The organism is Collimonas sp. NPDC087041 (assembly GCF_044745265.1).
GTDB lineage: Bacteria > Pseudomonadota > Gammaproteobacteria > Burkholderiales > Burkholderiaceae_D > Collimonas.
Genome location: NZ_JBIUZX010000002.1, coordinates 315976 through 330407 on the forward strand (window position 1 = coordinate 315976; position 14432 = coordinate 330407).

General features: G+C 60.5%; 14 protein-coding genes. 11 read left to right on the top strand and 3 right to left on the bottom strand.

Translation table 11 applies throughout. The features are described from left to right. The first annotated feature begins 42 nt into the window (after nt 1-42). Genes ACIPF8_RS04605 through arsC form a run of 3 tightly spaced genes read left to right on the top strand, consistent with a single transcriptional unit; the run spans nt 43 to nt 2872 of the window. The gene (locus ACIPF8_RS04605; RefSeq protein ID WP_400417549.1) at nt 43-660 is read left to right on the top strand and encodes an NAD(P)H-dependent oxidoreductase; all 618 of its coding nucleotides are present in this window, start codon (nt 43-45) and stop codon (nt 658-660) included. A gap of 4 nt (nt 661-664) precedes the next feature. Next, the gene (gene kefC / locus ACIPF8_RS04610) at nt 665-2500 is read left to right on the top strand and encodes a glutathione-regulated potassium-efflux system protein KefC (protein ID WP_400417551.1); all 1836 of its coding nucleotides are present in this window, start codon (nt 665-667) and stop codon (nt 2498-2500) included. A gap of 15 nt (nt 2501-2515) precedes the next feature. Further along, nucleotides 2516-2872, top strand: a complete 357-nt coding sequence (gene arsC / locus ACIPF8_RS04615) for an arsenate reductase (glutaredoxin) (RefSeq protein ID WP_400417554.1) — start codon at nt 2516-2518, stop codon at nt 2870-2872. A gap of 89 nt (nt 2873-2961) precedes the next feature. Here the strand turns inward: arsC and ACIPF8_RS04620 are convergent, their stop codons facing one another. Together ACIPF8_RS04620 and ACIPF8_RS04625 are read right to left on the bottom strand one after the other, a co-directional pair. Further along, a complete protein-coding gene (locus ACIPF8_RS04620; RefSeq protein ID WP_400417557.1) occupies nt 2962-3156 on the bottom strand; it encodes a DUF2905 domain-containing protein in 195 nt (64 codons plus the stop codon). Between the two features lie 22 nt (nt 3157-3178). Further along, a complete protein-coding gene (locus ACIPF8_RS04625) occupies nt 3179-4363 on the bottom strand; it encodes a class I SAM-dependent methyltransferase (RefSeq protein WP_400417559.1) in 1185 nt (394 codons plus the stop codon). Nucleotides 4364-4516: 153 nt separating this feature from the next. Between ACIPF8_RS04625 and ACIPF8_RS04630 the strand changes: the two genes are divergently transcribed. From ACIPF8_RS04630 to glmU, 6 genes are all read left to right on the top strand, one after another. Next, nucleotides 4517-5320 (top strand): SDR family NAD(P)-dependent oxidoreductase, encoded by an 804-nt coding sequence (locus ACIPF8_RS04630; protein ID WP_400417562.1) that lies wholly within the window; start codon nt 4517-4519, stop codon nt 5318-5320. Nucleotides 5321-5327: 7 nt separating this feature from the next. Beyond that, a complete protein-coding gene (locus tag ACIPF8_RS04635; protein WP_061531999.1) occupies nt 5328-5726 on the top strand; it encodes a dihydroneopterin aldolase in 399 nt (132 codons plus the stop codon). Nucleotides 5727-5754: 28 nt separating this feature from the next. Next, complete coding sequence (gene ttcA, locus ACIPF8_RS04640) at nt 5755-6753, top strand: tRNA 2-thiocytidine(32) synthetase TtcA (RefSeq protein WP_400417565.1); 999 nt, start codon at nt 5755-5757, stop codon at nt 6751-6753. Nucleotides 6754-6971: 218 nt separating this feature from the next. Further along, nucleotides 6972-7304, top strand: a complete 333-nt coding sequence (locus ACIPF8_RS04645; RefSeq protein ID WP_400417568.1) for a YegP family protein — start codon at nt 6972-6974, stop codon at nt 7302-7304. A gap of 190 nt (nt 7305-7494) precedes the next feature. After that, nucleotides 7495-8100 (top strand): hypothetical protein, encoded by a 606-nt coding sequence (locus ACIPF8_RS04650; RefSeq protein ID WP_400417570.1) that lies wholly within the window; start codon nt 7495-7497, stop codon nt 8098-8100. 139 nt (nt 8101-8239) lie between these two features. After that, nucleotides 8240-9598 (top strand): bifunctional UDP-N-acetylglucosamine diphosphorylase/glucosamine-1-phosphate N-acetyltransferase GlmU, encoded by a 1359-nt coding sequence (glmU, locus tag ACIPF8_RS04655; RefSeq protein ID WP_400417573.1) that lies wholly within the window; start codon nt 8240-8242, stop codon nt 9596-9598. Between the two features lie 367 nt (nt 9599-9965). On the opposite strand, the gene ACIPF8_RS04660 is transcribed toward glmU, so the two are convergent. Then, nucleotides 9966-10430, bottom strand: coding sequence for an Lrp/AsnC family transcriptional regulator (locus ACIPF8_RS04660; RefSeq protein ID WP_400417576.1), 465 nt, complete (start codon nt 10428-10430; stop codon nt 9966-9968). Nucleotides 10431-10593: 163 nt separating this feature from the next. Here ACIPF8_RS04660 and glmS point away from each other — a divergent pair, with 163 nt between their 5' ends. After that, nucleotides 10594-12411 (top strand): glutamine--fructose-6-phosphate transaminase (isomerizing), encoded by a 1818-nt coding sequence (gene glmS, locus ACIPF8_RS04665; protein WP_400417578.1) that lies wholly within the window; start codon nt 10594-10596, stop codon nt 12409-12411. A 280-nt stretch (nt 12412-12691) separates the two neighbouring features. After that, nucleotides 12692-14398, top strand: a complete 1707-nt coding sequence (locus tag ACIPF8_RS04670) for a M14 family zinc carboxypeptidase (RefSeq protein WP_400417581.1) — start codon at nt 12692-12694, stop codon at nt 14396-14398. Nucleotides 14399-14432 lie beyond the last annotated feature (34 nt).

Sequence of the window (14432 nt, forward strand, 5' to 3'; positions counted from 1 at the left end):
CCGCCATTTTTGCCGTTCTTCCCGTCACCCACATCGTTCGTCATGACCAAACCACCGCAAATCCTCATCCTGTACGCACATCCGACGCCGCATCATTCGCGCGCCAACCGACGGCTGGCGGAAGCCGCCGCCAAGGTACCGAATGTACAGGTGCGTGACCTGTATGAGCTGTATCCCGACTTTCACATCCCGGTGCGGCGCGAGCAGGCGCTGGTGGAACAGGCCGACCTGATCGTATTCCAGCATCCGGTGCAGTGGTACAGCATGCCGGCGCTGCTCAAACAGTGGGTCGACTCGGTGCTGACGCCTGGCTGGGCTTACGGTCCCGGCGGCACCGCCTTGCACGGCAAGGATTTCTGGCTGGTCGCCACCACCGGCGGCTCGGACCGCTCCTACCAGGCTGACGGCCACAACCTGCTGCCGTTCGCCGCCTTCCTGCCGCCGTACCAGCAGACCGCGCAGTTGTGCGGCATGCGCTGGTTGCCGCCGCATATGCTGTTTGGCGCGCATCAGGTCAGCCAGAAGACCCTGGCGACGCACATCGAGACCTATCGCAAGCACCTGGCGACTTACCCGAACTGGCCGGAGTTGTTGAGCGCCGACGCTGCTGCGTCGGCACCAAGCGCTAGCCCAGACAAATTCGCAGATCAACCCGGTTAGAGCCATGGAACAAAATCTTTTATTCAATGCGTTGATTTATCTGGCGGCTGCGGTGGCTGCGGTGCCGATCGCCAAGCGATTCGGACTGGGCGCAGTGCTCGGCTATTTGCTGGCCGGCATGGCGATCGGACCTTGGGGGCTGCGGCTGATCGACAATGTCGAAGACATCCTGCATTTTTCAGAATTCGGCGTGGTGCTGCTGCTGTTCCTGATCGGCCTGGAACTCGATCCCAAACGCTTGTGGTCGCTGCGGCGGCAGATTTTCGGCTGGGGCACGGCCCAGGTGGCGACCGTCTCGCTGGCGCTGTTCGGCGCTGCCGTGGCGTTTGGAGTCGACTGGAAGACCGCCTTGATCGCCGCGCTCGGCATGTCGCTGTCGTCCACCGCGATTGCGCTGGCGACCATCAATGAACGCAAGCTGAACAGCACCACTGCCGGTTCGGCAGGCTTTGCCATTCTGCTCTTCCAGGATATCGCGGCGATTCCCATGATTGCGCTGGTGCCGGTGCTCGGGGTCGCCGTCGGCCATAGCAGCAATCACGGCTGGCTCGGCGCCGCCAAGGTGGTGGCGGTGGTTGCCACGCTGATCGTTGGCGGCCGCTATCTGGTGCGGCCGCTGATGCGCGTGATTGCGCGCACCGGATTGCGCGAAATCTTCACTGCCTTTGCGCTGCTGCTGGTGATTGCGATCGGCTTGCTGATGGAATCGGTCGGCATGTCGATGGCCTTGGGCAGCTTCCTGGCCGGCGTGCTGCTGGCCGATTCCGAGTACCGGCATGCGCTGGAAACCGATCTGGAGCCGTTCAAGGGCCTGCTACTGGGATTGTTCTTCATCGCGGTCGGCATGTCGGTCGATTTCGGCCTGCTGCTGACCAAGCCCTGGCTGGTCCTGGGTCTGGTGGCCGGTTTCCTGGCGATCAAGTTTTTGGTGCTATATCTGCTCAGCAAGGTGTTCAAGATTGCGCGTTCGCAGCAATTCCTGTTCGCCGCGCTGCTGTCGCAAGGCGGCGAATTTGCCTTTGTGGTGTTCGGCGCGGCGGCCACCGCCCGCGTGTTTTCTGAAGAAACGTCATCGATCCTGGTGGTGGTGGTGGCGCTGTCGATGGTGACCACGCCGCTGCTGCTGGTGCTGTACGACAAAGTCATCGCGCCGTATTTCCTGGCGTCGCAGAAGCGCCCTGATGACGAGATTGAAGAGAACGAGAACCCGGTCATCATTGCCGGCTTCGGCCGCTTCGGCCAGATCATCGGGCGCCTGCTGCACGCCAACAAGATCGGCCTCACCGTGCTCGATCACGACCCCGACCAGATCGAGCTGTTGCGCAAATTCGGCTTCAAGGTGTTTTACGGCGACGCCACGCGCATGGATTTGATGCGGGCCGCCGGCATCGCCAAGGCCCGCCTGCTGGTGGTGGCGCTGGATGATATCGAGGGCAGCCTGAAGCTGGTGGCGGCAGTGCGCAGGATTGCTCCTGACCTGCCGATCATCGCGCGGGCGCGCAACGTCACGCATTACTTTGACCTGATGGACCTGGGCGTTACCGTGATTGAGCGCGAGACCTTCGAGTCGGCCTTGCAGCTTGGACGCGAGGCGTTGCGTGTCATGGGCTTCGGCGCCTACCGGGCGCGCCAGGCGGCGATGAAGTTCCGTACGCACAACCTGCAAACCCTGCACGACATGTATCCGCATCAGAAGGACCAGCAAAAAATCGTCTCGATTGCCAAGAAGGCGCGCGAAGAGCTGGAAGAAATGTTTGCGCACGACCGCATCTTGCGCGAGGATGCGCCGGCCAACGGCTGGGACGACGAAGTGCTGCCGCAGGATCCACTGATTAAATAAAGACAAGGAACAAGCATGATCACGATTTACCACAACCCGCGCTGCTCGAAATCACGCGAAGCATTGGCGCTTGCCGAGCATTTCAGCAGTGAGCACAAGCTCCAGCTGGATGTCGTCGACTACCAGAAGACACCGCTGACGCTGGCGCAGCTAAAGGAGTTGCATCGTCAATTGGGCGGCCCGGTGAGCGCGATGCTGCGCGACAACGAAGCCGAATATGCGGCGCTGGGCCTGGCGCAAGCCGACGATGCGGCGTTGCTGGCAGCACTTGCCGCACATCCGAAGCTGTTGCAACGGCCAGTGGTGGTTTATCGTGGGCAGGCAGTGATTGGGCGGCCGCCGCAGTTGGTTAGCGAGTTGTTCGACAAATGATGGCGTAGGTGGGCATGTTTTTTTGCCCACCTTTTGCGGTGACGCGCGTCGTCAGTGTTTGGGGTTACGCGTGGGCATGAATGCCCACCCTACAATATTTTGACCAGCAGGAACAATACGGTCGACAGCAGCACCGTTGAGGCGAACGGCAGGGAGAACTTCTTGCCGAACAGCGTGAAGCGCAGATCGCCGGGAAGACGGCCAAGTCCGAGTTTTTCCAGCCACGGCAAGGCGCTGGAAAAAACGATAACGGCGATAAAAATCACCAGCATCCAGCGGATCATCGGCGGCTCTCAGCGAATGGCTTCATAGCCGGTGGCTGCGGTCATGCCTGGAAAACCGCTCCGGCAATTCAGCGCCGATGCCGACCACCAGCACCTTGAACAACTCGCCCATTTCGGCCGGCGACACCAGCTTTTGCATGGCATTGGCTTGCGGCAGGTACTTCAACGCGTTTTCCGGCGGCGTGCGCAGCAGCAGCTGGCCGATGCCGGCTTCCAGCAGGAAGGCGGCCTGGCTGGTGTAGCCCAGCAAGTCCAGCCCATTGTCCAGCGCCGCCACCGCCATCGCGGTGAAATCGACGTGGGCGGTGACATCCTGCAAACCCGGCAGGTAAAACGGATCGGGATGGGCATGGTGCCGGTAATGGCACATCAAGGTGCCTTGATCGCGCTGCTGCAGATAATATTCGGCGGCCGGGAAGCCATAGTCGAGGAAAATCGCCACCCCGCCCTGCCCGGCTTTCAGCATCGCCGCCAGCGAATGCATGAAACCGATGGCCACCGGATGCACTTCGGTCAGGTGGCCGACCGTGAGCGATTCAGCATCGGGAATTTGCGCGATCAAGGCCGGATCGGCGGCACGATCAATATAGACAAACTGACCATCCTCACCTGCGGTCGCGGGTTCGGTCAGGCCGACTCCCCGCTGCAGCCAGCCGTCGTCGCCACGCACCACCAGCTCAACCGGCATCGCATCCAGCACTTCATTGCCGAGCACCACACCGGAAAACGCTTCAGGCAGGCGATCCAGCCATTGTACTTGCGGGAAATCGCGTAATTTTTGTTGCTGGCGCGCACGCAGCTCGGCCGACAGCTCGACAATGTAATAGGCCTGCGGCGTGCGTGCCGGCTGGGCGCCAGTGGCTAGTTCGGTGAGAATATCGTAGGCCAGTTGGCCGCTGCCGGCGCCGAATTCGAGGATCTGCGGCTGCAGCGCGGGCGTCGAATCGAGCAATTCTGTTGCCAAATGCGCCAAAGTTGCGCCAAAAAGCGGCGTAATTTCGGGCGCGGTTGTAAAATCACCGTCTTTGCCCAATTTTTCCGCACCGCCGCTGTAATAACCGAGATCCGGCGCGTACAGCAGCAGTTCCATATAACGTGCGAATGAAATCCAGCCATCTTGCCGGCGGATTTCAGTGGCGATCAGATTGTGTAGCAGGCGCGACGCGCGCTGCGCTTCGATAGAAGCTTCAGGTAATTGCAGTTGCATGGCGCTATTGTAGGAGATAACGCCGCCGTGCAAGCAATCGATGATAATGAAACATGACTTAAAAAAGATGGCGACCTGCGCCGCTGCGTCGCTGCACCGCCAAACTGGAAGTCTCGCGCCTTGCAGCGATTACCAATTAATTGATTAACAAGTATGCGTACTACATACAACCCAGTCACCCCTGCCGATGCAGTTGCCCTTGTCACCGACGCCGCCGGCGTGGTCGGCGCTGCCATTGCGCTCGCGCTGGCGCGGCAGGGCTGGCGGCTGGCGCTGCATTATCAGGGCAAGAGTGAGCCGGCGGCCTTGTCGGCTCTATTGCGGGAATGCCAGGCGGCAGGGGCGCAAGCCGTCGCGATTCGCTGCGCACTGACCGACGAAGCGGAGATAGGCACGCTGCTGCCGCGCATCGCAGCCGCGCTCGGCAACGTGACTTGCATCGTCAACAACGCCAGTCATATCGAAAGCGACAGCCCCGCGACCTTCTCCGCGGCTGGCCTGGCGCGTCACATGCAGGACAATCTCGCCGCGCCGGTATTGCTGGCGCAGGCGCTGCATGCCGCCATGTGCAAGATCGACGGTGCGCAGGGCGTGGTCATCAACCTGCTTGATCAAAAACTGTTCAATCCGCAGCCGGATTTTTTATCGTACACGCTGTCGAAGGCGGCGCTGCATAGCGCCACCACCCTGCTGGCCCAGGCTTTTGCGCCGCAGCTGCGGGTCGTCGGAATTGCACCGGCGCTGGTCGCCGCCGGCACGCCAGCAACCGGCCTGGCGTTGCAGCCGACGGATCCGGCAACACTGGAAGACATCGCGGCGACGGTTTGTTTTGTCGCGGCCTCCTCCGCCATTACCGGCAGCACGCTGCTGGTCGATGGCGGCCAGAATTTGTATCCTTACCCGCGTGACAAGGCGACCACCCATGGTCAACCCGGTCGCCTTTCCCATCCTCACTGAAAAAACCATGCTCTCCGCACTCATCCATCCCGACCTTAGCGATTGCCGTCGCCTGTTCCTGCGCGACTACGAAGTGCAGATCAATATCGGCGTCTACGAATCTGAAAAACAAGGCCCGCAACGTGCGCTGATCAATGTCGATCTGTTTGTGCCGCTGGCCCTGTCGACTCCCACCAAAGACCATATGGATGACGTGCTGGATTACAATTTCATGCGCAATACCGTGGCAAAGCGCATGGCGCAAGGCCATATCCATCTGCAGGAAACCCTGTGCGACGACCTCGCCACAGCGCTGCTGGCGCATCCGCGGGTGCGCGCGGTGCGGGTCTCATCGGAAAAACCGGATGCCTATCCCGATTGCCATTCGGTTGGCGTCGAAGTGTTTCGGATCAAGCCGAAAGCCTGAACCGACAACTATTGAATGAAGAATCGCCATGAATGACTTATTGATGCAGGAAGTAGCCATGCAAGACCAATTACTGGCGTCACCGCCAGCGGCCGATGCCGAGACTGACACTGTCGCAGCTTTCGCCAGCCACAAGCAGATGGAAAAGATCGCCCACGAAAACAACAAGCTGCACAAGCGGCTGTGCCGCCAGGTCGGCCAGGCGATCGGCGATTTCAACATGATCGAGGATGGCGACAAGGTGATGGTGTGCCTGTCGGGCGGCAAGGACAGTTATGCGCTGCTGGATATCCTGATGACGCTGCGCGAGCGGGCGCCGATCAAGTTCGAGATTGTCGCGGTCAACCTGGACCAGAAGCAGCCGAATTTCCCTGACCACATCCTGCCGGCCTACCTGGAAAAGCTCGGCGTCGCCTACCATATCGAGAATGAGGACACCTACAGCATCGTCAAGCGCCTGATCCCGGAAGGCAAGACCACCTGCTCTCTGTGTTCACGGCTGCGGCGCGGCATCCTGTACCGGGTCGCCACGGAACTGGGCGCTACCAAGGTCGCGCTCGGCCATCATCGCGATGACATCATGGAAACCTTTTTCCTGAACATGTTCTTCGGCGGCAAACTGAAGAGCATGCCGGCCAAGCTGCAGTCAGACGACGGCAAGCAGATCGTGATCCGGCCGCTGGCTTACGTCAAGGAAGCCGACCTGATCCGTTACGCCGAGGTCAAGCAGTTCCCGATCATTCCTTGCGACCTGTGCGGCAGCCAGGAAAACCTGCAACGCAAACAGATCAAGGGCATGTTGCGCGACTGGGAAAAGAAATTCCCGGGGCGCGTGGAAAACATCTTCTCTTCACTGTCGACAGTCGCGCCGTCGCACCTGATGGACCGCAACCTGTTCGGCTTTACCGGCTTGAAGGCAACCGGGATTGCCGATCCGAACGGCGATATCGCGTTTGACGACGAACCTTGCTCGACGCCGACCAGTATGACCGTGCCGGGCATCATTCCATTACGGCCGATGGAGTAACGACAATCTCCGAGGGGCGCGAATGCACTTTTTGCGTCCCTCCCAATCGGCGCCTGGCCGGCCGTCATTTCTCCATCCTTCCGCCTTCCCGAATATAATCAAAATACAGGCAGCCAAGCCATTACGGGCACCACCCCAATACGCCATATCCGCAATCGTTGTAGTTAGTGTCACAAGTTCTATGTAGGTTTGTCGGTACTTAACCAGGAGAGGTTCAAATGGCAGCTTCCTACGTACTCAAGAAGTCAGTGGATGGACAGTTCTACTTCCTGTTGCAGGCAACCAATGGCGAAGTCGTGTTGAACAGTGAAATGTATGTTGCCAAGGCATCCGCCGAGAATGGCATCGCCTCGGTCCAGAACAATTGCACACAGGACGACCGCTACAGCCGCAACCAGGCCTCCAACGGCAAGTTCTATTTCAACCTGAAAGCCGCCAACCACCAGGTCATCGGCAGCAGCCAGATGTACACCACCACCAGCGCCCGCGATGCCGGCATCGACGCCGTCAAGAGAAACGGCCCCAGCACCAATATCAAGGACGAGGCCTGAGCGCCCCGCAGGAAAAATCACCACGCCGGCAGCCCTTGTCAGGCTGCCGCACCACTCCCGCGCAAACCCGCGCAACCCACGCCGCAAGCCGGCGCGCCGGATTATTTGCAAGTATTTGTAATCCCTGTATTCATTCCACACGGCAAATCGTTTAATACCCAGGATCTTTTTTCTTGGGGAGGTAAATTTAATGAATCGTCGTCATTTTCATCGTTATTTTGTACTGACTGCAGTGGCCGCAGCCACTGTTTCGCTTGCAGGTTGCGTGGTTGAACCGCCGCAGCACACGCGGGTCGAATACCGCGAGGTCAAGGTGCCAACACCGGTAGTGCAAGCGCCGCCGGCGCCGCTGGTCGAGGTGGTGCCGCCAGCCCCTTATCCTGATTCCTACTGGATTCCAGGCCACTGGAAGTGGGAAAACAACCGTTACGTCTGGAACAACGGCCATTGGGAGCAGTCGCGCCAGAACATGGTTTTCCAGCACGCCTACTGGGCTAACGAAGGTGGCCAGTGGGTATTCCACCCAGGCCGCTGGGTGCCGCTCAATAACAGCTACGGCGGCGCGCCAATCGTCATCAACGTGGCACCGCCACCACCACGGGTGGAAATCATTACTCCGGCGCCAAGCCCGAACCATGTCTGGATCGGCGGTTTCTGGCGTTGGAACAATGGCCGCCATGAGTGGGTCAACGGTCATTGGGAAGCGCGTCGCGACGGCTTCTTCTGGGCGCCTGGCCATTGGGTCCGCAGCGGCAACACCTGGACCTTCTCCGGCGGTTTCTGGCAACACTATTAATCTCGCCTCTCAGCTTGTCAACTTACCGCCGGCAGCACGCCGGCGCGTTCTGCGATATGGTGATGCAGCGGTGTCAGGGCGTAAATTCGCCCTGCGCTGCGCATGATAAAATTTCGCACCTTTTCTTTCAAATTCGACCATGAACATTGTCATTCTCGCTGCCGGCATGGGCAAGCGCATGCAGTCGGCGCTGCCAAAAGTGTTGCACCCGTTGGCCGGCAAGCCGTTGCTGTCGCACGTCATTGACGTTGCCCGCAGCTTGTCGCCGACCACGCTGTGCGTGATCTACGGCCATGGCGGCGACGCTGTGCCAAGCTCGCTGGCGGCCTCCGACCTGGTGTTTGCCAAGCAGGAGCCGCAACTCGGCACCGGCCACGCGGTGGCGCAAGCGGCCGCGCATCTGGATGACAGGGTACCGACCCTGGTGCTATACGGCGATGTGCCGCTGATCGCCAGCAGCACCTTGCGCCGGCTGATCGACAGCGCCGGCGCCGACAGGTTGGCGGTCCTTACCGTTGACATGCCGGACCCAACCGGCTACGGCCGCATCGTCCGCGAAAACGGCCAGATCGTCAGCATCGTCGAACAAAAGGATGCCAACGCCGAGCAACGTGCGATCACCGAATGCAACACCGGCATCATGGTGGCGCCGACCGTGCAGCTGAAGAAATGGCTGGCCGGTCTGTCCAACAACAATGCGCAGGGCGAATATTATTTGACCGACATCGTCGCCAGCGCCGTCGCCGACGGCACGCCGGTGGTATCGGCGCAACCGGACGCCGTGGCGGAAACGCTGGGCGTCAACAGCAAGGTGCAACTGGCTGAACTGGAGCGCATCCATCAGCGCAGCATCGCCGAACGCCTGCTGGAGCAGGGCGTGACCCTGCTCGATCCGGCGCGTATCGATGTCCGTGGCACATTGCAGTGCGGGCGCGATGTCAGCATCGATGTCGGCTGCGTGTTCGAAGGCGAAGTCAGCATTGAAGACGGCGCCGTGATCGGCGCCAATTGCGTGATCAAGAATGCGCGCATCGGCAGCAACGCCAGCATCAAACCGTTCTGCCATATCGAAGGCGCCACGGTCGGCGCTGCTTCGCAGATCGGCCCGTATGCACGGCTGCGGCCGGGCGCTGAGCTAGGCGAAGATGTCCACATCGGCAATTTCGTTGAAGTGAAGAATAGCCAGATCGACGCCCACAGCAAGGCCAATCACCTGGCTTACATCGGCGATGCGACGATCGGATCGCGCGTGAATATCGGCGCCGGCACCATCACCTGCAATTACGATGGCGTCAATAAATCCCGCACGGTGATCGAGGACGATGCCTTCATCGGCAGCGACAGCCAACTGGTGGCGCCGGTGCGGGTCGGCAAAGGCGCAACCCTGGGCGCCGGCACGACGCTGACCAAGGATGCGCCGGCAGGCAAGCTGACAGTCTCGCGGGCGAGGCAGATCACGGTGGATGGTTGGGAACGGCCGGTCAAGATCAAAAAATAAGATCAAAGCAGTAGCGAAGTGAATCCACGAAAAATGGATTCCCGCGTTCGCGGCAATGACGGGCGCCGAGGCAGGAACGTAGGGTGGGCAGATTTCTGCCCACGCCGAATTCGCTCACCACATGCCTCATGTTCCGCGTGGGCACGCGTGCCCACCCTACCAGCCTGGTGCGCCAGCGCATGATAGGCGGCCATGTCCACCACCTGCACCACCAGCAAAAAAATGGATTCCGGCGCTCGCCGTAATGAGGGGCGCCGAGCCAGGAACGTAGGGTGGGCAGATTTCTGCCCACGCCGAATTCGCTCACAGCATGCCTTATGTTCCGCGTGGGCACACGTGCCCACCCTACCAGCCATCCTTTGTTCCGTCACACAGCAATGCGGGTCTCGAATTTACTTCGGTAGATCGAAAAATAAGTCCGCACATTGCGCACGTTCTTCTGCGCAGCAAACAACTGGTGCGCCAGCGCATGATAGGCGGCCATGTCCGCCACCTGCACCACCAGCACAAAATCCGGCCCCGGCGATACCCGATAGCATTGCAGCAGCTGCGGCGCATTTGCCACCAACTCCTCGAATTCCTGCAAACGCTCTTCGGCCTGGTTGTCGAGCGTGACTTCGACAATCGCGGTCAGGCCGGCGCCGACCTTGTCGGGCGCTACGATCGCCACCTGGCGCACAATCACGCCGGCGTCAGTCAAACGCTTGACGCGCCGCAGGCAAGTCGGGGCCGAGGCATGCACCTGCTGCGCCAGTTCATGGTTGGTTTGCGAGGCATCGGCCTGCAAGGCATTCAAAATGCGGCGATCCAGTTCGTCGAGAACAATATCCATGGTGCAATACGCAATATATGAATTAAATAGGATAATAAATGAAATAATATTTCACACGATTTATATCATGAAATATTAAGTCAAATCCAAATCAATTTAGACATCATATTTCACAAGTGCTAGCCTAAGATACGCCCATACACCCAACAAATGAGGAAAAGCCATGTGTGGTATCGTCGCTGCGGTTGCAAAAATCAATGTCACTCCGATCCTGCTGGAAGGCCTGAAACGGCTTGAGTACCGCGGCTACGACTCCTGCGGCGTGGCCCTGCATGTCGACGGCAAACTGCAGCGTTCGCGCAGCACCTCGCGCGTGGCCGATCTGGAAGCGCAAGTCGAAAAAGCGCACTTGTCCGGCTTCACCGGCATCGCCCACACCCGTTGGGCCACCCACGGCGCGCCAGCCACCCACAACGCCCACCCGCATTTTTCGCGCGACCGCATCGCGCTGGTCCACAACGGCATCATCGAGAACCACGATGAATTGCGCGCCGAGTTGCAAGCCGCCGGTTACCAGTTCGAAAGCCAGACCGACACCGAAGTGATCGCCCACCTGGTCGACCATATGTACAACGGCGACCTGTTCGCCACCGTGCAGCAAGCCGTCAAACGCCTGACCGGCGCTTATGCGATTGCCGTGTTCTGTGTCGATGAGCCGCATCGCGTAGTTGCTGCGCGCCAGGGTTCGCCACTGATCGTCGGTGTCGGCGATGGCCAGAATTTCGTCGCCTCGGACGCGATGGCGCTGGCCGGCACGACCGACCAGATCATTTATCTGGAAGAAGGCGATGTGGTCGACCTGCAGTTGCAGCGCGTCTGGATCGTCGACGCCAACGGCAAATCGGTAGAGCGCGAAGTCAAGACCGTGCATGCCTACACCAGCGCAGTTGAATTGGGCCCGTACCAGCACTACATGCAAAAAGAAATTTTCGAGCAACCGCGCGCGATTGCCGATACCCTCGAAGGCGTCACCGGCATCATGCCGGAACTGTTCGGCGACGGCGCCTTCAATGTCTTCAAGAAAATCGACTCGGTCCTGATCCTGGCTTGCGGCACCAGCTATTACGCCGGCCTGACCGCCAAATACTGGATCGAAGCAATTGCCAAGATCCCGGTCAACGTCGAAATCGCCAGTGAATACCGCTACCGCGAGAGCGTTCCAAACCCGAACTCACTGGTCGTCACCATCTCGCAAAGCGGTGAAACCGCCGACACGCTGGCCGCGCTCAAGCACGCCCGCTCGCTCGGCATGCTGCACACGCTGACCATCTGCAACGTCGCCACCAGCGCCATGGTGCGCGAATGCGCGCTGGCCTATATCACCCGCGCTGGCGTCGAAGTCGGCGTCGCCTCGACCAAAGCCTTCACCACCCAACTGGCCGCGCTGTTCCTGCTGACGCTAGCGCTGGCGCAAAGCAAAGGCCGCCTCAGCGATGAAGAAGAAGCCGCCCACCTGAAAGCCATGCGCCACCTGCCCGCCGCGCTGCAAAGCGTGCTGGCGCTGGAACCGCACATCGTGGCCTGGGCCGAAGCCTTCGCGCGCAAGGAAAACGCCTTGTTCCTGGGCCGAGGCATCCACTACCCGATCGCACTGGAAGGCGCGCTGAAGCTCAAGGAAATCACCTACATCCACGCCGAAGCCTACGCCGCCGGCGAACTCAAGCACGGCCCGCTGGCGCTGGTGACCGAAGAAATGCCGGTAGTAACCGTGGCGCCGAACGATGCGCTGATCGAAAAACTGAAATCAAACATGCAAGAAGTCCGCGCCCGCGGCGGCCAGTTGTACGTATTTGCCGACGCCGACTCGCACATCAAATCGAGCGACGGCGTGCACGTGATCCGTCTGCCGGAAAACTACGGCTTGTTGTCGCCGATTTTGCACGTGGTACCGTTGCAGTTGCTGGCGTATCACACGGCGCTGGCGCGGGGAACGGATGTTGATAAGCCGCGGAATTTGGCTAAGTCGGTTACTGTTGAATAGCGGTGTTGTGGGTATCTGACTACTGATCACAAACATTAAAGTCTGTCGGGACAGCATCCATCGAAATTGAAAGGCGACTCAATTACTGAGTTCTGTGCTGGAACATATGCGCGAACGGTCAACGGGGTGCGTTATCTGCTAGGGGCAGCAGTCGGCTATAAGCGCTCTGTCGTGACCGACGGCTTTCCGATGCGCTACCTGTGCTCCATATCCTGCACTGTAGATGCGGACTGTCAAATTGACGCATTTCTCGACACCACCCAAAAAAAAGGAGTCACGCATGACGTCCCCGACCAGCCTTGCCTATCCCACGCCCTTCGAACTCGGCAATGGCAACCAGACCTCCACCTGGGCCGAATGCATCGCCTTCTACGAGCGGCTGGCCGAGCAATTCCCGGGTGTGCTGCGATGGTGGCAGATCGGCAGGTCCGACACCGGCCTGCCGATACACGCTGGCCTGGTCACGGCCGACGGCGTGTTCGACCGCGACACCTTGCGCGAGCAAGGGCGACCGGTGTTCTTCAACAACAACGGCATCCATCCCGGCGAGCCCGAAGGCATCGATGCCTGCATGGCGCTGGTGCGCGACTTCTGCCTTGAGCCCGAGCGGCTGGCGGCGCTTGGCGATACGGTGTTCCTTTTCATCCCGGTCTACAACGTCGACGGCTGCGTGAACCGCCAGTCCAGCTCGCGGGCGAATCAGCTCGGCCCCGAGGCGTTCGGCTTTCGGGGCAATGGCCGGCACCTCGACCTGAACCGCGACTTCATCAAGTGCGACAGCCTGGCCGCCCAGGTGTTCAACCGCTTCTTCACCGCCTGGGATCCGGATGTAATGGTCGACACCCATACCTCCAACGGTGCCGACTACGCCTACACCATGACCCTGATTCCGACCCAGCCCGACAAGCTGGGCGGCGGCCTGGGTGACTTCCTGCGCGAGCGTATGCTGCCGGCGATCTACGCTGACATGCAGAGGCGCGGCTGGCCGACCTGTCCCTACGTCAACCTGCTGGCCGAGACACCAGACGACGGCATCGAAGATTTTCTCGATCTGCCGCGCTTCTCCACCGGCTACGCCGCGCTGCACCACACCATCGGCTTCATGCCCGAGACCCACATGCTCAAGCCCTTCGCCGACCGCGTGGCCGCGATGCGCACGCTGGTCGAGGTGGTGCTGGACTTCAGCGTGACGCAGGCAAGGCGCATTCAGCAACTGCGGCGCGATTCGCGGGCCGATGCCGCACGCCGCACACAGTGGCCGCTGCGCTGGCGCAACGACCACGAGCGGCCGGCGCGCCTGCGTTTCAAGGGTTACGCGGCAGTGCGCACGCCGAGCCGGCTGGGCGACTATCAACGGCTTGCCTACGACCGCAACCAGCCGTGGGAAAAGGAAATCGTCCACTTCGACCGCTGTGTCGAGGAACAGGTGGTGACGGCGCCGAAAGCCTACCTGGTGCCCCAGGCCTGGCGCGAGGTGATCGAGCGGCTGGAATGGAACGGCGTCACGCTGCAGCGCCTGGACGCCGACCGACTGTTCGATGCGGCCCGAGTGTACCGGGTGCTGGAGGTCGGCACGCGCACAACCGCCTACGAAGGCCACATGTTCCATGATCGGGTGCTGCTGAGCACGCACTCCGAGGCCATCCAGGCACGCGCGGGTGACATGCTGCTACCTCTCGACCAACCCCAGGCCCGCTACGCGGTCGAGACCCTGGAGCCCGAAGCGCACGACAGCTTCTTCCGCTGGGGTTTTTTCAACAGCGTGCTGGAGAGGAAGCAGGCCTCCATCTCAGCCTATGTCTTCGAGGACACGGCATTGCAGATGCTGGCCGACGAGCCAGCGCTGCGACAGGCATTCGACGAATGGAAGGTCGCGCATCCGGAGCAGCTGTCCGATCCGCAAGCGGTGCTCTGGTTTCTGTTCACCCACGGCCGCCGCCATGCCGAGCCGGAATGGCGGCGCTATCCGGTGGCCGCGTTGATTTAGTCAAAACCTCCTACGCACACGACTACCGTTGCTG